The organism is Paenibacillus pinisoli, from assembly GCF_003605435.1.
In the GTDB taxonomy this organism is placed as follows: Bacteria; Bacillota; Bacilli; order Paenibacillales; family Paenibacillaceae; genus Pristimantibacillus; species Pristimantibacillus pinisoli.
Map to the genome: position 1 here is coordinate 1,301,308 of NZ_QXQB01000001.1, position 19,017 is coordinate 1,320,324.

A 19,017-nucleotide genomic window follows, 5' to 3' on the forward strand; every position below is an offset into this window, starting at 1 on the left:
CTCATCCTTTCTGATTGCTTGCGTTGCCTTCGAAGAGGGGCATCGTCACATGATTGCCATTGCTGATGCCGTCGGACTTCGCCACCCGTTTTACGGTTAACAGCAAGATTTTTATATCGAGCCAAAAGCTATTGTTCTCCACATACCAGACATCCTTGATAAATCGTTCCTCCCAAGTGACGGCGTTGCGGCCGTTCACCTGCGCCCAGCCGGTAATGCCCGGCCTGACCAGATGGCGCTTCGCCTGCTCCTCGGTGTAGAGGGGCAAATATTCCATCAGCAGCGGACGCGGACCGACCAGACTCAGCTCGCCTTTCACTACATTGAGCAGCTGCGGGAGCTCATCCAGGCTAAGCTTGCGCAGCATCTGGCCCAGCGGTGTCAGCCGCAAATGATCCGACAGCAGATTCCCATCCGCATCCCGGCCATCCGTCATCGTCCGGAATTTATACAGCTGGAACGGCTTGCCGTGCATCCCCGGCCTGATCTGCCGGAACAGAACCGGCCTTCCTAGCCTTGAAGCAACCAGAAAGGCAACAACGGCAATGACGGGCGACAGCAGCAGCAGCAGCGCGGAGGCGACGGCAACATCAAAGCTACGTTTCATCATCGTATGGTTTCTCCTCTTTCTCTATGAAAACTAGGACTGCACAAGCCACTTTCTCATCTTGGAGATGACTTTCGGGCCTACCACTCTTCCTGCGATCCGTTTGATCCCGCTTTTCAGCCGGACATGCGCCGGGAGCCAGGATTGGGCAAAGTGATGAATCGTATAGCTGTCTGTGGTCAGATAGCTGCCGCCGTTGATATAGTCGTACGGGCTGAAGAACGTGCGCGGATAGAATACGACGCCGTTGCTCAGCACTTGATGCTGGCCATTAAGCTTTAGCCCGTCCCGCTTGCAATGCTCGGAGATGACCGCCGTATTCGTCAGCATATCGTAGGTGCCGTCCGGCAGCAGGAACGCTCTGCCCGCATATTCATCAAGCAGCGCCTTGATCCATGGATGTCCCGGAGAAGCGCCCATCGTCCCCGATTGCAGATAAGATTCATCCTCGAAGCCGCTAAAGGCGTCATGGACGAGCAAATCGTCCAGCCCCTTCACGACCTCCACATCGGTATCCAGATAGATCCCGCCATGCTTATGGAGCGCATGCAGCCTCACGTAGTCGCTGACGAATGCAAACTTGCGGGCTTCATAAGCTTCCTTCGTGTAACGGCTCTGCCCGACGTCGAACAGCTCCTCATTCCACTCCATGAACTGATACCCGCTCAGATGCTTCTCCCAGCTTTTCATGCATTTTTTGATCTTCTTCGATTTCTCCCCGCGCCCGAACCAGCAGTAGTGGATGATGCGCGGGATCCGTTCCGAATCTTGCATAGGGCTTCCTCCTAAAAAGTTTTGCGAAGCAAAACTTACTTCGTAAGCGTAGACCTAAGTTTGCGAAGGCAAACTTATCATCGTAAGCATAAGCTTAAGTTTTGCGAAGCAAAACTTATCTTCGTAAGCATGGCTTAAAACGGCCATTTGATATAATCGCTGGTGTAGCGAATATCGAGAATGATGACATTTTCATAGAAGAAATACAGGAAATAGAAGCAGACAAACATCAAATAGACAAACCGCTGGTCCTTCTCCCGGAACAGCTTGATCATCCATCCCATCAGAATGAGCTGATACAAGGTGAAGTAGATGCCGAGCCGTGCGAAAATCCAGTTCTGGGTCGAGATCAGCATAATGACCGCTCCCACCAGCGACAGATTGACGATGACATCGCTTTGCGGGAATATCGCCTTCAGCTTATCTCTGCCAAGGTAAGCGATGATGAGCGGGATCGCATAGATCACGACCCGGATGAAATTCGCTCCGCCCTCCTGGAAGTTCTCGTACTCCGAATACTTCGTATTCTCGATGACGCTGAAGAGCGCCGTGGAAAAATAGTTGAAGCCGACCACGATCAATATAGCCACTCCAAGCATCAAGCTGGTTGTCAGCGTCCATGCCCTTCGCCGCACCAGGAAGTAGATCGGCACCATGATCAGCGCGCTCTGATGAAAGAATGAAGCGAACAGCACCACCGGAAAATAAATTTTCCACTTCCCCTCCAGCAGCGATTTGATTGCGGCGAAGACGATGGCCGCCGCCAGATACTGGCGGATGCCGTTCATCGAGACGATGAATGCTCCGGTCGTAATATAGGCGTACAGACTGAACTCGACCAGCCGCGAATAGCGGCAGAAGGTGATGACGATCAGCAGATTCGTAACGAACGCGGTAAGGAAGATCATGAGCTGCGGATCGGGAGTCAATTGCTGCAGCAGCATCTGGAACAGATTGAAGCCGATATCATCCGACTGCATGACGGATTCCCAGGTAAAAGTGGTGACTTGATAGCCGTGCATGTAGAGATACGTATCGCCTATGTTATTGCGCAAGCCCGCTACCAGAATCAAGCAAAGCGCGGCAAGAACGATATATCCTCTATTCGGCCGTATGGTTAGGGGCATTCTTCCGGTGTTCAATGCCAGGAACCTGCCCATAAATGCGCTCAAAAACACGGCCGCCAGCGTGAACCATATCATTTCCATTTGCTTTGTTCCCTCCAGGGCTGCGCCTTGATGTCAGCCATTCTTCATGACGGTGCTTCTTTTCGTCCGGTTCAGATAGACGTACAGCGCGAGGCCAAGCGGCACCGCCAGCAGCGTCGTCCACCTCCGCGGGGATTCGGCCAGAAACCGCGGATTGCGCAAGATAAGATTGCTGGATACATAATGAACGGCTTCCCGGAATCGGTCCTTGTATGTCAGGGCGTACTGCATGGCTGTCTTGCGGAAGAAGGAGAAGCCGCGCGGGTTGCGCAAATATTGCTTCAGTATGTTCATGCTGGAGCCATCCGTCCGGTATTCGACGATGCAGACGACCTCATCCATTAATAGAAGCGGCTGCTGCTGGTCGATGAGAATATATTTGTAGGAGAGAGGGCAATACTTCTCGCCTTCGAACACCGGGTACGGAGGGCAGCCGCGCGTCAATTCCGTGCGATAGATGAGCTTCTTGTCTCCCTTGACCCCATACCTGGCATAGAGCTCCGACTGGGTTGCGCTCTGCAGACCGGCAGGCAGCCTCGTGCCTATGACCGCTCCGTCCGGCGAGGCGTCAAGCGCCGCGATGCCGGCGTATTGTTCGCTCCCGCAGCTCTTCCAGAACGACAAGATCGATTCAATCGCATGGTCGGTCATATAATCGTCGGAGTCGATGCAGACGTTCAGCTCCGTGCGGATATGCTCATAAGCCGTATTATGGGCGCCATGCATGCCCTGGTTCGCCTGATAGACATACTCGATTGGGAAGTCCGCCTCCCGCTTCCAGCTCTCTACGAGCTCAGCCGTGCCGTCGGTTGACCCGTCGTCGATGATGAGCCAAATAAAATCCTTGTTCGTCTGGCGCTGCAGGCTTTCATAACACAAATGCAGCGTATAGGCGCGATTGAATGTTGGCGTAAAAACAGTAATTGAAGGTTCCATTCGTATGTCCGCTCCTTCTTATTGCGATGATGCCGCAGCGCTCTCCAGCTGCTGGCGGTAGAACGAGCCCAGCCATTCCGCCATCGCTGCTGCGTCATAACCTCTCTCGCGAAGCATAGTCCTCGTATCGGCATGCTCATACGATGCTTCCAGAATGGCGCTGCTCCACTCGTCGGGAGCCAGGTCCAGCGAAAGGAAGGATACCCGATTCGTCACATCCGTTTCCTTCGTAATCGTGTCGGATACGATGCAAGTCAGTCCGGCGGCCTGCGCCTCTACCAGCACGACAGGAAGCCCCTCGAACAAGGAAGGGAACAGGAACAGATCCATACCTTGCAGCAGCCTCGCGACATCCTCGCGAACGCCAAGGAAACGGATCGACTGCGACAGGCCTCTCTTCTGCGCCTCTTGCTCAATCGCGGGCCGAAGATAGCCGTCGCCCGCAAGCACCAGCAGCGCGTCCTTCTTGCGCCGGCGGAGCGACTCGAAGATATCGAGCAGAAACTTATGGTTCTTCTGTTCATTGAACCGTCCGATATGCCCGACAACAAGCGAATCTCCGGCGCCCAGCTCGGCCCTGACCTCCGCTCTGATCCGCTCGTCGAAGCGAAAGTCCTCCGTGTTGACGGCGTTGTTCAGCACGGTCACCGGATGCCCCTGTTTCTTGCCGTAAAGCCATTCGCCCGCCCTGGCGGAACAAGCGAAGTAATGGCTCGGATTGCCCTTGATCGCCGCTCTGGCGTAAAGCCGGAACGGATATTTGTAATCCAGCGCCAGGTCGCTCAGATGGCTATGAATGATGCGGCATGGCACGCCGGCCTTCTTGGCCGCGCGAATGGCAAAGCCGCTGTTCTCATTCATGTGGGCATGGACGACTCTGTATTCCTTGTGCCCTGCGAAAAAGGCGTCCAGCTCCTTGAAGTAGCGGCGGTAATTGCCTGGCCGGATCGGAGGCATGCGGAAGATTCGGCCGCCAAGCGACAAGATTTCCTTGTCGTAATGCCCTTCCTCTGAGCGATGCACCAGGAAATCAAACTGAATGCCGTTTTTGCTCATTTGCCGGTAATAGTTCATGAGCATCGTTTCCAGTCCGCCCCGGTTCATGATGGTCACGACCTGCAGAATGCGAAGCTGCACCTTTATTCCCTCCTTTCTTTCTCGTTCTGAGCAGCTCAATGCCGTTCAGCATTATGTATATAGGCAAGGCAAGCCGCAGTCTTGCCGCTGCAAAAAACAGCTTCCATACAAGAGGCGAAGCTGAAGCGTCGAACTCTCCTAGCGACGCCTTCATCCTCGGCTGCGACAGCAGCTCCTTGAGCTGCTTCAGCTTTCCCCTTAAGGAAGCGGGGTTCGAGCGGCTAATGATATTAAGTCCAAGACCCATCACATTCAGCGCAATCCGATTCCCCAGCGCCTTGCGGTATTCAGAAGCATTCGGACCGCCCTCTGCCGCTGCCCCCAGCTTGTCGTATTGCACGAGGAACTGCTTCAGCAGCTCCGGCTTGTAGCGTGTCGTGATGGAGCCTTCATTGGCCCTCCAGTAGTGGTAATAAGGCCGGTTCAAGAACAGAAAGGAGCTTGCCCCGCGGAACGCTTCCACATTGAACAGCGTGTCTTCATTACTTCCGATGACGCTCAGATCCTCGAAGGCAATGCCGCTCTTGCTTAGCAGCTCCGCCCGGTACAGCTTCGACCATACCGTTCCCCAGGCATCCAGATGCTCCGGCGACGCAGTCTCGGCGCCGATAGGCCCAACCAGCCGGCGGGTCATGCCCGTCTGCACCTCATCCCCCCGCAGGATCGTCATATCCGGTAGCGAGAACGGCTTGGGATTGGCGTGGGTGCCGAACTCCCGCGTATACCCGCACATGACGATATCCGCATCATGCTCCAGCGAAGCGGCATGCATCTCCCCGTACATCTCAGGCTCCACCCAATCATCGGGATCGACGAAGCCGATATATTCGCCGCGGCAGGATGCCATTCCAAGGTTGCGTGCGGCAGCGACGCCCCCATTGGCGGAATCGATGATCCGGATTCGCGAGTCGGCAGCGGCATACCGCTTCAGCACGGCCAAGCTGCTATCGGTCGATCCGTCATTGACGGCCACAATCTCGAAGAGCGGATAGGTCTGCCGGAGCAAGCTGTCCAGACAGCGAGGGAGGTAGCCCTCCATGTTATATATAGGAACGACGATACTGATAATGGGCTTCATCCCGGACCTCCATCATTGGCTTGTAGAGCTCCTTAAGCTCCTCCAGCACACGGTCGAGCGAATAATCCTTCACACGAGCCAAGCCGTGCTCGCCCATGCGAATACGGGTATCGCGGAAGCGGAACAACAGAAGCAGGCGGCTGGCGAATTCGTCCGGATCGCCCGGCTCTACGACAAAGCCGCTTTTGCCCTCCTGCACCAATTCCACATGGCCCCGGTTCCTGGTAGCGACGACAGGCAGCCCGCAAGCCATCGCTTCCATAATATTGACCGGCAGCCCTTCCCTGAGGCTGGATGCGACAGCAACATCGCACATCGGAAGCAGCTGGTGCAGATCCCTCCGATAACCGAGAAAGTCTACCTGGGGAGCGACGCCAAGCTGGACGGCAAGCGTCCGGCATTCTTCCAGCAGCGGCCCCTCTCCAGCCAGCAGCAGGCGTGCGCTGGGGATGCTGTCCTTCAGCTTCGACATCGCCCGCAGGAGAAGCTCATGATTTTTGTTGGCATTGAATTCCGCAGCATAGATCATCAAGAAGTGATGCGGCGTATAATTGAACAGATCGCGCATCGCACGCTTCTCCTCCGGCGGCAGCGGAGCGAATCGCCCCGTATGCACGCCGACACCGTGCACATGATGAATGCGCCCCGCGCGGAATCGGCTGTCGATGGCCCGCCGGTAATCCTCATGATTGATCGTAATCAGGCTGTCTGTCATGGCTGCAAGCAGCTTCTCTACCGGATAAAACAGAAGCCAGCTCGACAACGGAGCGCCCTTGTGAAAGTGAAAGCCATGCGCCGTATAGATGCTTTTGGCTCCCCGCTTGCGGGCGCCGCGAGCGGCCATTCGAGCCAGCGCCCCCCCGACCGGCGTATGGGAATGAATAATGGCATACCCCTCTGTATCGATGATCTTTTTCAATGCCCGATAAGCCTTCATGTTCTCTGCTTTCATGGGCGAGCGGTGGATCGGAATGTTGAATTTGCGGTCCACATGCGGAATGTCCAGCTCGCCGCGCGCCGCAAGATGAACCTCCCAGCCCATCTTGCGGAACCATTCCATTACCGGCAAATGAAAGGCTTTGAAATGATAGTCCACGGTCGCGCAAAACAGAATTTTAGGACTCATAAGGCGCCGTTTCCCGCTGCAGCGTACGCGTCAGATAATCAAGCAATTCATATCGCAAATCGTCTCTTTGCAGAGCAAACTCGATTGTCGTCTGGATAAAGCCCATTTTCTCGCCGACATCATGGCGCTTGCCTTCAAACTCATAGGCGAATACCGCCCGGGAGCGATTCAGCGTCCCGATAGCGTCCGTAAGCTGGATCTCTCCGCCGGAGCCCGGCTGCTGGCAGCCCAGAATGTCGAAGATCTCAGGCGTCAATATGTATCTGCCCATAATCGCCATATCGGAAGGCGCCTCCTCGCGCGCCGGCTTCTCGACGAGATGGTTGATCCGGTGGAAGCCCGGCTCCATCACCATGCCGTCCACGATGCCGTAGCGCGAGACCGCTTCCTCCGGCACCCGCTGAACGCCAATAACGGACGAGCCGTATTGCTCATATTTCTCGATCATTTGCTTCAGGCACGGCTTCTCCGCCGAGATGATATCATCGCCCAGCAAGACGGCGAACGGCTCGTCGCCGATGAACTTGCGGGCGCACCAGATGGCGTGGCCGAGGCCTCTCGGTTCTTTTTGGCGAATATAGTGAATGTCCACCATATCGGAGGACTTGCGAACTTCCTGCAGCAGCTCGAATTTGCTTTTGGCGGTCAAGATCTGCTCCAGCTCCACGGAGTTGTCGAAATGGTCTTCAATCGCCCTTTTGCCTTTGCCTGTCACGATGATGATATCCTCAATGCCGGACTCGATCGCTTCTTCCACGATATATTGTATCGTCGGCTTGTCGACGATCGGCAGCATTTCCTTCGGCATCGCTTTGGTCGCCGGCAGGAATCTCGTGCCGAGTCCCGCCGCCGGTATGATTGCTTTTCTAACTTTCATCGCTATTCCCCGCTTCTCTACCATAATGATGGAACCGCTCGTTCCTGCTTTAACCGGATACGGTCGCCAGCTTTTTGATATCCGTCACCGCGTGATTGGCCATATCCAGCAGCCGCGTCTTCAGCTCCGCCTGATTCATGTCAGGGAAGTCTGCAATTAGCTGCTCGATTTCTTCATATAAAATAGCGGAAGCTTTGCCGGTGTAAATTTTGGGATACACCTGCTGCTCCATCACTTCGTCGTCCTTCAGCATTTCCTCGAACAGCTTCTCGCCCGGCCGGATGCCGGTATATTCGATGCCGATCTCGTCTACAGTAAACCCCGACATGCGGATGACATTCTGGGCCAGCTGCGTAATATTCACCGGCTCGCCCATATCGAGCACGAAGATTTCGCCGCCCTTCGCCAGCGCCCCCGCCTGGATGACCAGCCGCGACGCCTCCGGAATCGTCATAAAGTAACGGACCATATCGGGATGGGTTACCGTCACGGGGCCGCCCTTGGCAATCTGCTTCTTGAACAGCGGAATTACGCTGCCCCTGCTGCCCAGCACGTTGCCGAACCGGACAGCGACAAACTTCGTATTGCTGATCCGGTCCATATGCTGAATGATCATCTCTGCAACCCGCTTGGTTGAGCCCATCACGCTTGTAGGGTTGACCGCTTTGTCGGTCGAAATCATGACGAAGGTCTCGACGCGGCTTTTGCTTGCAGCCTTGGCTGTATTCAGCGTGCCCAGCACGTTGTTCTTGAACGCTTCCTCCGGATTGCGCTCCATTAGCGGCACATGCTTATGGGCCGCCGCATGGTAGACGACATGAGGCCGATGGGCCATCATGACCGCCATCATTTTGTCAGCGTCCTGGAGATCGGCTATTTCGGTAAAAAACTTGATATTCGTATCCTTGAACGTCTCCTTGAGCTCCATCTCAATGGCATAGATGCTGTTCTCCCCATGCCCAAGCAGCACAAGCTTCTCCGGCAGGAACCGCGAGATTTGGCGGCATACCTCCGAGCCGATCGATCCGCCCGCGCCAGTGACAAGCACTACCTTCTGCGTGACATAACCCGAGATGCTCTCGATGTCCAGCTCAACCGGCTCGCGCCCCAGCAAATCCTCCACCTGCACGTCACGGAACTGCGTGACCGAAATCCGGCCCGTCGCGAGATCCTCCAGCATTGGAATCATCTGCGTCTTGGCGCTCGTCTTGGCGCATTCCGTATAGATATGATAGAGCTCCTTCTTGTTCATAGAAGGAATCGCCAATACGATATTGTCGATCTCCAGCTTCTTCGCGACATCTACGATGTCCGCGATGCTTCCGGCAACAGGAAGCCCCATAATATCAAGCATTTGCTTCTTGGCATCATCATCCACGAATGCGACGGGATGCAGTTCGGCATCCGGGTTGTTCATCAGCTGGCGTGCCAGCATCGTTCCGGCGGAGCCCGCTCCGACGATCAGCGTCCGTTTGCTCTTGCCGCCGTGCTTGCCGAAGCTCCCCCGAAGCATGCGCCAACCAAGCCTGGAGCCGCCGATAAGCAAAATATGGATCATCCATGCGACAGCGAGCCATTTCAATTGAAGCGTTCCGTATACGACAGCCTGAGCAATCGCGGTCAGCAGGAAAGATAGTCCTACGGCTTTGGTCATTATGGCCAGCTCGCCTATGCTCGCATATTCCCAAGCCTTCTTGTAAAGCTTGAAGTACAGGAAAGATCCATGGTGCAGCAGAAGAAGAGTCCCCGCCAGGAAGTAGAAGCCGGTGCCTGCGGCGGTATTCGGCTCCAGCAGCCAGCGGCTGACAGCCAGCGCCGTTAGGACAATCCCCGAATCAAGCAGCACAAGAAGCGAAAGTCTACTTCGATAAGTCATGATAAATTTCCATCCTTTCAACTTGCATGATAACGAACATTTTTGTGCTTTATAAAGAACATTTAGGCCGAAAAAAAGACGTTATCCGATGAGTCATCATCTAACGTTCTTTTTGTTTAAAATCGCCCCTATAATATTCGCTCCTGCAAAGGATAGAGATTGTTTCGCTTCAAGGGCCTTGCCATGAGTCGTCTTGCCGCAGCTCAGCAGCAGCACGACACCATCACATTTGTTCACCAGCGCATTCGTATCGGGCGCCGTCAATACCGGCGGACAATCGAATACGATGCGGTCATAATGCTGAATGGCTTTCTCTATTAATTCCTTCATGCGATGGGAATCCAACAGGTCGGCAGAGTTGCCTTGCGACAATCCGCTTGTCAAGAGATCCATGCCTTCCACTTCCGTCTCCTGCACAGCCTCGTCAAAAGCAAGCTGCTGCGCCAGCACGCTCGATAGTCCCGGAGAGATTTGCGTATTGAAAATTTTATGAAGGACGGGTTTGCGGAAGTTCACATCAATGAGCAGTACCCTCTCGCCCCGCTGTGCCATGCTGACCGCCAGATTAATCGCAGCAGTCGACTTGCCGTCCCCCTCCTCAGGCGATGTGACCAGCAGCGTACGGACCGGCGCTCCCTCCGCCGCATATTGAATGTTGTTGCGGATCGTCCGGTATTGCTCTGCGATTCTGTGGGATGGATTCAAATAAGCGATCAAGCTTCGGTTAACCACTCGTTTGGCTATTTTTGCACGTTCACGAACCAATCGTCTCACTCCTAATTATGGCTGGCTTTGTCTTTTTTGTATGTGCACGCGAATGACCGCGCTTGATTTTGGATACTTGACCCAGCATATTGATGCCCAGGGTACCCTCGATATCATGCTCCGTCCGGATCGAATCGTCCAGCGATTCCAGCAAGAACGCGAGGCTGAGGCTTAAGATCAGACCGACGACAAATGCCACATAGACGATAGTATTGCTCTTCGAGTTAATAGGGGACGGCTCCGGCACTGCCGATGTCAACAGCCTTATGCTGCTGATTCCAAGCGTCTCCGCCGCTACGCTGCGGTATACCGTCACAACGGCATTGGCGATATCGGCCGCCCGCTCCGGATTCGTATCCGCTACGGATATAACCGTAATGAGCGATTGGTCCACGCTGTCTACACGGATTTGACTCCGCAGCTGGCCCGCCGACACATTCAAGCCCAAGTCCTCAATCACCCGATCTAGCACGATCGGCTCGCGCACAAGCGCCCTGACCGTAGACATCATGTCGTTGGTTGCCGCAATCATGACCCGCGAAGACGAGGAGTAGATATTGGGCTCCGACTGGGAGTTGTACAGGATGCCAAGGACAGTAATCGCACCGGTCAGCAACACGATGAGCAGAAGCTTGTTTTTGATTGTAGTGAAGAGCTTGCGCAAATCTACTTCTTTGCCGCTTGCCGGCACAAAACGTTCATTCATTCGACTCGTTTCCATTCATACACCCGCTTATGTGTTAGTTATAATGAACACTACCACAAGTTTAGTTCTTAATAAAGAACATGTCAACAGGAAAGTGGTTTTATTTTTCGTAAAGGGGCTAATTGTCGATATGTAAAATAATGATATTGGACTTCTTTTTGCTGTCAATGTCTCTATAGTCCCTGCGATGGCCATGCTCTTCCCGCCACTTGTTCGAACGAACGAGGTCCTTCAGCGCGCGGAAATCCCCTTTGCTCATGCCTTCATCGACGGCGTCCCGAATGATGTTATGCCACTCTTCATCCAGCACTTCGTCAACCCATACCTTCGGTGCCAGCTCCTCGCCCAGCAAATATTCGATATTCGTATCCAAATGAAAAGCGATCTTGGCCAATACCTGAAGCGAGGGATTGTTTTGCACGTTACGTTCAATGTAGCTTAGATACGATTTCGAAACCCCGGCTAGATCGGCCAGTTTCGTTATGGAGTAGCCTTTTTGTTCTCTAAGTGTTTTGATCCGTTCCCCAATCATAATATTCTCCTTCAGTCAGATTAGATCCGTGCTTTTATTCGTACGCGAAGCTTATAGGGTTTCTTATAACGGACAATAACTTTATTTTAGTTCTTTAAAAAGAACAGGTCAATACCTTTACGGCGCTGAGTTTTATAAAAAATCACTCATATTAATTCACTATAGCGAACATTGTCGTCTGGGCAATTCATGGCCTTGACCACAATCTGCGCAAAAAAATATTCTTCCGATCGCTGTTGTTACATGGCAGGTCACACACTACGCAAAAAATATTCTTCCGATCGCTGTTGTATCCAGATTCCCTTTGAACAATGAATATAAGGTTGGAATCCGGATACAAAGGCGAACGCTGCCGCTTCTCCAGAACATTTTTTTGCTCCGTTTGTTCCCTGCCATGAAGGGGGGGGGAGATAACACCAAACTCATCACTTTCATTTTGGTTTCCATTTTTTAGGGCGGCATCCATGGCTGGAAACACAAACTACGCAAGAATCCGGATACAAAGGCGAACTCTGCCGCTTCTCCAGAACATTTTTTTGCTCCGTTTGTTCCCTGCCATGAAGGGGGGGAGATAACACCAAAACCAATTTTTAGGGCGGCATCCATGGCTGGAAACACAAACTACGCAAGAACTATTCTTCCGATCGCTGTTGTATCCAGATTCCCTGAACTATAATCTAACCGTTGGAATCCGGATACAAAGGCGAACGCTACTCCAGAATAGTTCTTATTCCGTTGCTTCCCGCCATGGCAGTTACAACAACAAAAAGCGATGCCAGGATTGTTCTCCTGGCATCGCCTATTTAAATGCTATCTGTCTTGAATGAACTCTACCAGTTCGCCGCCTGGGGCTTCGACGTAACAGAAACGCAGACGGACAGTCTCGCCCGAGCGGGCCGGAATATCGGAGTTGCTCGGCTCGCCAAGCTGCCTCGCTCCAGCCGCTACAGCCCGTCTGACCGATTCGTCAACATCCGGGGTGCGTACGGCGAGATGCTGCCATTTGCCTTCTCCGAATAGCTGCTTCGTCTCGAAGATTTCCAGGAAATCGCCGTCAGCCAGATCGACCAGCACGGCATGATCCTCCGCGCCATCCTTGCCCCACTCCACGACGAACCTGGCGCCAAGCCCCTCCATATAAAATTGAACCGACCGCTTAATGTCATTCGTCTTCAAGCAGACATGGTGAATGCCGGCTTTCTTATTCGTTGTATACACGAGGCAGCGCCTCCTTAAGTTATAGAATTATATGCGGCTCCAATCAAAGATCGCGCAAGTCTTCTCCATCGTGCCGTCAGCCATGCTGCTGTAGATGCAGTCGCAGCGCTCCGGCTCCGCCGTCTCGTAGATGCCTTCAACCTTGATATGACCGTCGCGGATCCACTCCATCGACTTCGCAATGCTCGCGAAATTGCTGTTCGGCAAGAAATCTCTGGAATGGCGCGGCAGCGACCACTCGAAGCCCGAACGCAATTGGATAAAACCATAGAACACGCTCTTCAGCAGCTCATGGGCAAAGGTATCCGTCGAGCGGTACCATGGCACGCCAATCAGATACAGCTCTCCGCCTCTTCTCAGATTGGCTGCTAGCGAATAGGTGCCTTCCTCGCGTCCCGAGCACTCCATCGCCAGCCCGGCTGCGCCCTTCACTTCCGGCACCTCGTCCAGCGAAGCGTAGACATGGCGAATGCCGCAGGCTCTGGCTGTCTCTCTGCGATTCTCGTTCGGATCGAACGCATAGACTTCATAGCCGCAATGGCGCATCATCTGGGCGCACATCAGACCGACAACGCCAAGTCCTGTCACCAGAACCGGCTCCGTCGGCTTGATGGATGTATGGATCATGGACGTCATCGAGACCGCCGGGAACCGGCCCATTACCGCATGCGCCGGGTTCATCCCCTCTGGCACGATACTGATCTCGTCGCTTTTCACCCGGTTGTACAATTGATGCGGGGCAAGGGCAAGCACGCGGTCGCCTGCCTTAACGTTCGTAACCGCGCTTCCGGTCTCCAGAACCTCCATGACAGCTGCGTAGCCAGTCGAGACCGGATATACGGTGCCGCCGAAGTAGTCCATATATGCTCCGCGCTCCGAGCCGGTCGAGATGAGCGATACGATCGTGCGGCCCGCAATTTCATCCGGCGCAAGCTGCGAGAGGTCAAGCTCACTCTCTATTAGCGCTGCTTTTCTTTTCTCTATAAATTGAACGGCATATTGCTTCTCTGTCATTGTGATCACTCCTGCCTATATATCTATGAACGGCTCTATGATGTCAGCCATGTCCGTGCTTTCACTCCGCCAATACGGCGCGCAATCCTTCCAGACACCGCTCTGCGCCGATAAAGCCCGGATAGGCCGTCTCCGACTCATGCTCTACGATCAGCCACTCTGTACCTGCGCGCTTGCATTGCGCGATGATCTCACTCCAATTGTTCTCATCCTTGGCGTCGCCAATGAAGGTCTCATGGCCAGCGGTACGGGAATACGGCTTGCCATGTACAAGCAGCGGCCTGCCTGGCACAGCTGCAATGACTGCTGCCGGATCCGTTCCCGCTTCGATGCAATTGCCCGTATCCAGCTCCAGTACAATGCCGGCATCGGTATGGCGGTATAACAAATCCCACGGCGTAACGCCTCCGAAGTCCGTATCAAACTCATGGGCATGTGTATGGTATCCAAGACGGAATCCCGCACCGGCAACTTGCTTCGCAATCTCATTCATCCGCTCGGCATGGCGAATCCATACCTCAGCGCTGTCTTCATGCTGCTTATGTCCAATCTCCCATGGCCCGCCCAAGGCAGGGATGACAATGCTGCGCGTACCGGCCCGCCGATGGTAGTCCAGCGTCGCTTCCATTGTATCCGGCTGCAGCAGCTTCCACTCCGTATGCCAGCCGCAATTGGTCAGCTCCAGCTCCTCCAGCAGCCCTTTGATCAGCTCCGGCTCATGCGTAAATTCCCCGTAGAACTCCACACCTTCATAGCCCAGCTCTTTTACGCGGCGCAGCGTAGACTCCAAATCCCGCTGCAAATCCCGATAGACGGAATAGAGGCCCAGCGCAATCGAAATCTTGCTCATGCGTGCTCCCTCCTTCTCAAATCAAGCCAATGGCCCAATCGGAGCCGTTCTTCATCAATTGCACCATCTGCGGATTGCCCAGCGCATCCGTTGTATGGCCTGGCGTAAGCGCTACGACACGGCCTTGTCCCACGCTGTGGGCCCAGCCGCCCGCCGCCGTCACATGCTTGGAAGTGCTAAGCAGCAAGACATCCGTTCTCGACGTATCCACTTGGCAATAATAATGCTCGTCGGTTGCCGTGAATGCCTCGATGCCGCGGATGACAGGATGTTCGATGCTGCGCGCCGGCACAGTCGTCACGGGAACATGATGCGGGGAATGCTCGATAAAGCGGCCTGAATTCAGCTCCGCATAGAACGGACTGTCCTCCTCAATCAGAACAAGGCCCGCATGAACGAACAACATGCCCATGCCGGCCTTTACCCGATCCACAATGACTCCCTGCTCCTCTACGCTCAGATTCGCCTCGCCCTCAGGGCGTCCGTTCGTAAACCACATCGCCAAATCCGCCTCAGCGGCATGCTCAACCAGATCGCGCGCGCGGTCGGTTAATACGACATTCCAGCGATCCGCATCAAAAACCCGCTCCATTACGGGATCAATCACTTCTTTGGGATGGTTCACATCATCGCGGATAATATATACCGTTTTTCTCGACATTGGCTCTCCTCCATCTGTATGCTTCTGCTGCCTTGCCTACATTATAGAAGAGCCATTCCGTACGAATAAGGCTTCAGATTTCATATATGGTGCCGATTTTTCAGGTCGGCGGCGGATTGCTCCTTTTGCCGGTATTCATTGGGCGACACGCCCTCCAGCTCTCGGAAGACGCGATGAAAATGCTTGGCGTTCTCGAACCCGGCCTGCTCCCCGATCTCATGCACCTTCAAATTCGTGCTGGCAAGCAGCTCCTTCGCTTTGCCGATCCGAATCTTTTTCAAATAGTTAACAAAGCTTTCATTCGTATATTCCTTAAACGCCTGGCTGAAATAAGAGTAGTTCATCGAGATATAGTTGGACACCATCGCCATATTCAGCTCGTGATTGTAATTCTCATGAATATATTGAATCGCCTTGTTCATCTCACGATTGTCGTTGTGAATGTTCTTCATATTGCCCACGTACAGATCGAGCTTCATAATCAGCGTCTCGACATGATGGTAATAGTCCTGGAAGTCCCAGAAGCTGTATAGGTCGGCGACGGACTTGTAGAGCTTCAAGATTTCGACCGATTCCTCGCCATACACATTGAACACCTGATCGAAAACAAGCTCATTCAGCGCGCGGCTAATCCCTTCCATATAGGAGATATCGTATTTCATCACGATGCGCAGATCGACAACTTCCTTGAACAACCCCATTACATCCGCTTCTCTGCCCGTGCCCAGCATATTGGATATCTTCTTGATCGATGCCATCGGCAGCTCGTAACGGGTCTCTCTTCCCTCCAGTTCCTCATAACGCAATGACATTGAATGCTTATAGAACAATGTATACTTGAGCGCCCTCTCCGCCTGCCCGTAAGCCTCGTTCACTTGCGGAAGCCGGTCCGTCCATTTGCTGGCTCCCATCTTCACCCGCGTCTCCACCTGCTGCCGGATCACCTCTTCGAGGGCTGGAAGCAGTCCCGAATACCCCGTCAGGACGACAAGATGCCCATGCCGGTTCATGAATCGCAGCGTCAGCGCCTCCGACTCCTGTCCAAGACGCTTCAAGACGTTGTTCAGAAAAGCAAGCTTCTGCCCTTGTTCCCGTCCCCGTTGCTCGGCATCAGGCCACTTGAGCAGGGCCAGCTGATAACCCCCGTCCAGCTTCGGCAGCTCCAGCTTGCCAAGCCGCTCCGCAATCTCGCTCTCGTCCAGATCGGAGCGAAGGAACACATAATTGAATTGCGTCTCGATATGCTCCTTCATCTGCTCCGTCATTTGCTTGAATTGATGAGAGATCGTCTCCTTCTTGACGAGCGTTTCCTCCAGCGACTTCAACGCCTCTACCAGCTCCTCGCGAACGATCGGCTTAAGAAGATACATGCGCACCTCGCACCGCATCGCTTCTCTGGCATACTGAAAATCATCATGCCCACTCAGAATCATCACTTCCGGCTTGCCGTCCATCTCCTGCAGCCCATTAATCAGCTCGATGCCGTCCATGACGGGCATGCGAATGTCGGTAATGAGCAGATCAACCGGCTGCTCCTTCAGTCTCGCCAGCGCATCCGCCCCGTTCACGGCGAACGAAATCTCATAACGGCCAGGCAATTCCCGCTCTATCATCGCTTTCAGGCCGAGCCTGATATTTTTTTCATCATCCACGATCAGCAGTTTCCGCATGTCCCGCATCTCCCTTGGTGAATAGTAGTGTCGGCAGCTTGATGCTGACGGTCGTATATTGACCTTCCACGCTCTGCACTTGAATGCCGTAATCATTGCCGTAGTTCATCTTCACCCGCTGATTGACATTGCGCAGGCCAATGCCGTTGCCCTTCTCTTCCCCGGGCTTGATTGCTCCTTGCACCTGGCGGAAATCCGCGTCGTTCAGACGGATCATATAGTTGATCCGATTCACCCTCTCGGCATCCATTCCTTTGCCGTTATCCATCAGCTCAATCAGCATATGATCGTTCGCCTCATGTACCCGGATAGACAGGACAAGCGGCAGCTCCTCGCCTTGTTCATTCGTATATAAGCCATGCTTAATAGCATTTTCCACAATCGGCTGAAGAGACATTTTCAATATTTCATGCTCCATATAGGCCGGCGGCACAAACAATTGAAGCGATATGCGGTCATCATAACGAATGTTCATAATAGCAATATAGTTTTGTATATGATGGACCTCGTCGCGAAGGCGGACGTAATTGCTCGTCCATTGGAGGTTGTAGCGCATCATGCGCCCAAGCGAGGTCAGCGCATCCGACAGCACGTACTGACCCTCCACCTCCGCCAGCATCTTCAGATTCTCCAGCGTATTGTACATAAAATGCGAGTCGATCTGGTTCTTCATCGCATTCAGCTCCGCTTCCTTGGCGGCCGCTTGCTTGTTGACGGCATCGACGATAAGCGAATTGATTTTTTTCATCAGCATTTTGAAATGAAGGGCGATCTCGCCTACCTCTCCGCCGCCGCTCACATCAATGTTCACCTGCAAATCCCCATTCCGCACGCGATTCATGGAATTTTGCAGCATCCGCAATCTTTTGAAAATAATTCGGCTCAGCAAATACGTGACCAGCGACAAAATCGCGATCAGTACGACGCTGACGATAATCAGATTTTGCACCGTGTCGCGAATCGCGTGCAGCGGCTCCTCCAGAGAGACGGCGCTGATAATGAAGGCGTCCAGCAGGTCGATTTTTTTGAAAATGATAATATAAGGAACTCCGTTGTAATCCGCTTCAAAATGAGTCGCTTCCGTCGCTGAGGCAGACCGGATGCGCTGCTCCAGATCATCCAGCGGAATATTGTCTACAAAAGAGGTTTTATCATGGTAGAAAAACTGCGATTCCCGGTCCAGCAGCAATAGCCGCGACTGGCGTTCCTGCTCGTCAGGCTGCACCCTGGAGAAGAAATCGTCCAGATACATATCGATCTGCACGATGCCCGCATCCTTATCCGTGCCGTAGCTGATCTGCCGCAGCAGCGATACCTTCGGCTTCTCCTTCTCGAACGACTCGCTGGTAGGCAGGCTCATCACATTGCGATCCTCCTTATCGAATACCCACAGCTCCATCCCGTTGCGTTCCATCAGCTCCGCTTTCCATGGCGCATTCGCAATCCGCTTCTCGTCCAGGAAGATCGGCCACAGCTCTTTGGTATAAGGATTGTTGAAGTACATGCGGATATGCGCGATATTGGGATTGTTAAATTGAAGCCGCACCAGATCCGGCAGCACATTCCGCGAGAAATCCATTAATGAGAGCGTATCCATCTCTTGCTTCAGCACCAGGTAATCCAGCACCTTATTGTCCAGCAGCATCAATTGCGCCGTCCGCTCCATCAGGTCGATATTGTTCGTAATCTTGTTGTACTCCACATCCAGCAAGTACTGATTGGACTGAATCGTATCATGGATCGTATTATTGTAGGAATTGTTGGACATATAGCTGGAGAATATGAGTATCGGTATCAAAATAACCAGAATATACGAGACAACCATCTTCGTCTGCAATCGCATATTTCCAATGTACTGAGCAAGCCTGTTCCACCGCAGCCGTTGTCTCACTGATCGTCACATCCGTAAAGTAGAGTAAGCAACAATGCAGCAAAGCCCATTCCTTAAGATGGGCCTTGCTGCTTGCTGCTCTGATACACTT

The 19,017-nt window shown here is 53.5% G+C and carries 18 protein-coding genes; all 18 read right to left on the reverse strand.

The window, feature by feature from the left end:
- Position 1: 1 nt before the first annotated feature.
- A complete protein-coding gene (locus D3P09_RS06110; RefSeq protein WP_120108571.1) occupies positions 2-607 on the reverse strand; it encodes a sugar transferase in 606 nt (201 codons plus the stop codon).
- Between the two features lie 33 nt (positions 608-640).
- Positions 641-1,381, reverse strand: a complete 741-nt coding sequence (locus D3P09_RS06115) for a glycosyltransferase family 32 protein (protein ID WP_120108034.1) — start codon at positions 1,379-1,381, stop codon at positions 641-643.
- Positions 1,382-1,515: 134 nt separating this feature from the next.
- The gene (locus D3P09_RS06120; protein WP_120108036.1) at positions 1,516-2,589 is read right to left on the reverse strand and encodes an EpsG family protein; all 1,074 of its coding nucleotides are present in this window, start codon (positions 2,587-2,589) and stop codon (positions 1,516-1,518) included.
- A 33-nt stretch (positions 2,590-2,622) separates the two neighbouring features.
- A complete protein-coding gene (locus D3P09_RS06125) occupies positions 2,623-3,525 on the reverse strand; it encodes a glycosyltransferase family 2 protein (protein ID WP_120108038.1) in 903 nt (300 codons plus the stop codon).
- Between the two features lie 18 nt (positions 3,526-3,543).
- Entirely contained in the window at positions 3,544-4,662 is a 1,119-nt protein-coding gene (locus D3P09_RS06130) for a glycosyltransferase family 1 protein (protein ID WP_243643918.1), read from the reverse strand.
- Positions 4,556-5,740 carry a glycosyltransferase family 2 protein gene (locus tag D3P09_RS06135; RefSeq protein ID WP_120108040.1) on the reverse strand — a complete coding sequence of 395 codons (1,185 nt, stop codon included), beginning with the start codon at positions 5,738-5,740 and terminating at the stop codon, positions 4,556-4,558. The genes D3P09_RS06130 and D3P09_RS06135 overlap by 107 nt, the downstream gene beginning before the upstream one ends.
- On the reverse strand, positions 5,703-6,866 hold the full coding sequence (locus D3P09_RS06140) for a glycosyltransferase family 4 protein (RefSeq protein WP_120108041.1): 1,164 nt from the start codon (positions 6,864-6,866) through the stop codon (positions 5,703-5,705). The genes D3P09_RS06135 and D3P09_RS06140 overlap by 38 nt, the downstream gene beginning before the upstream one ends.
- A complete protein-coding gene (galU, locus tag D3P09_RS06145) occupies positions 6,856-7,743 on the reverse strand; it encodes a UTP--glucose-1-phosphate uridylyltransferase GalU (protein ID WP_120108043.1) in 888 nt (295 codons plus the stop codon). The genes D3P09_RS06140 and galU overlap by 11 nt, the downstream gene beginning before the upstream one ends.
- A gap of 49 nt (positions 7,744-7,792) precedes the next feature.
- The gene (locus tag D3P09_RS06150) at positions 7,793-9,619 is read right to left on the reverse strand and encodes a polysaccharide biosynthesis protein (protein ID WP_120108044.1); all 1,827 of its coding nucleotides are present in this window, start codon (positions 9,617-9,619) and stop codon (positions 7,793-7,795) included.
- A gap of 96 nt (positions 9,620-9,715) precedes the next feature.
- Complete coding sequence (locus D3P09_RS06155) at positions 9,716-10,384, reverse strand: CpsD/CapB family tyrosine-protein kinase (RefSeq protein WP_165867322.1); 669 nt, start codon at positions 10,382-10,384, stop codon at positions 9,716-9,718.
- Entirely contained in the window at positions 10,374-11,105 is a 732-nt protein-coding gene (locus D3P09_RS06160) for a YveK family protein (protein WP_120108048.1), read from the reverse strand. Before D3P09_RS06160 ends, D3P09_RS06155 begins: the two co-directional genes overlap by 11 nt.
- A gap of 103 nt (positions 11,106-11,208) precedes the next feature.
- A complete protein-coding gene (locus tag D3P09_RS06165) occupies positions 11,209-11,622 on the reverse strand; it encodes a helix-turn-helix domain-containing protein (RefSeq protein ID WP_120108049.1) in 414 nt (137 codons plus the stop codon).
- An 810-nt stretch (positions 11,623-12,432) separates the two neighbouring features.
- Entirely contained in the window at positions 12,433-12,840 is a 408-nt protein-coding gene (locus D3P09_RS06170; protein WP_120108051.1) for a VOC family protein, read from the reverse strand.
- 27 nt (positions 12,841-12,867) lie between these two features.
- Complete coding sequence (locus D3P09_RS06175; RefSeq protein WP_120108052.1) at positions 12,868-13,854, reverse strand: zinc-dependent alcohol dehydrogenase; 987 nt, start codon at positions 13,852-13,854, stop codon at positions 12,868-12,870.
- 61 nt (positions 13,855-13,915) lie between these two features.
- Entirely contained in the window at positions 13,916-14,704 is a 789-nt protein-coding gene (locus tag D3P09_RS06180) for a sugar phosphate isomerase/epimerase family protein (protein WP_120108054.1), read from the reverse strand.
- A gap of 16 nt (positions 14,705-14,720) precedes the next feature.
- The gene (locus D3P09_RS06185; RefSeq protein WP_120108056.1) at positions 14,721-15,365 is read right to left on the reverse strand and encodes a ThuA domain-containing protein; all 645 of its coding nucleotides are present in this window, start codon (positions 15,363-15,365) and stop codon (positions 14,721-14,723) included.
- Between the two features lie 80 nt (positions 15,366-15,445).
- Positions 15,446-17,035 carry a response regulator gene (locus tag D3P09_RS06190; protein WP_165867323.1) on the reverse strand — a complete coding sequence of 530 codons (1,590 nt, stop codon included), beginning with the start codon at positions 17,033-17,035 and terminating at the stop codon, positions 15,446-15,448.
- The gene (locus D3P09_RS06195) at positions 17,010-18,926 is read right to left on the reverse strand and encodes a sensor histidine kinase (RefSeq protein ID WP_120108059.1); all 1,917 of its coding nucleotides are present in this window, start codon (positions 18,924-18,926) and stop codon (positions 17,010-17,012) included. Before D3P09_RS06195 ends, D3P09_RS06190 begins: the two co-directional genes overlap by 26 nt.
- Between the last annotated feature and the right edge of the window lie 91 nt (positions 18,927-19,017).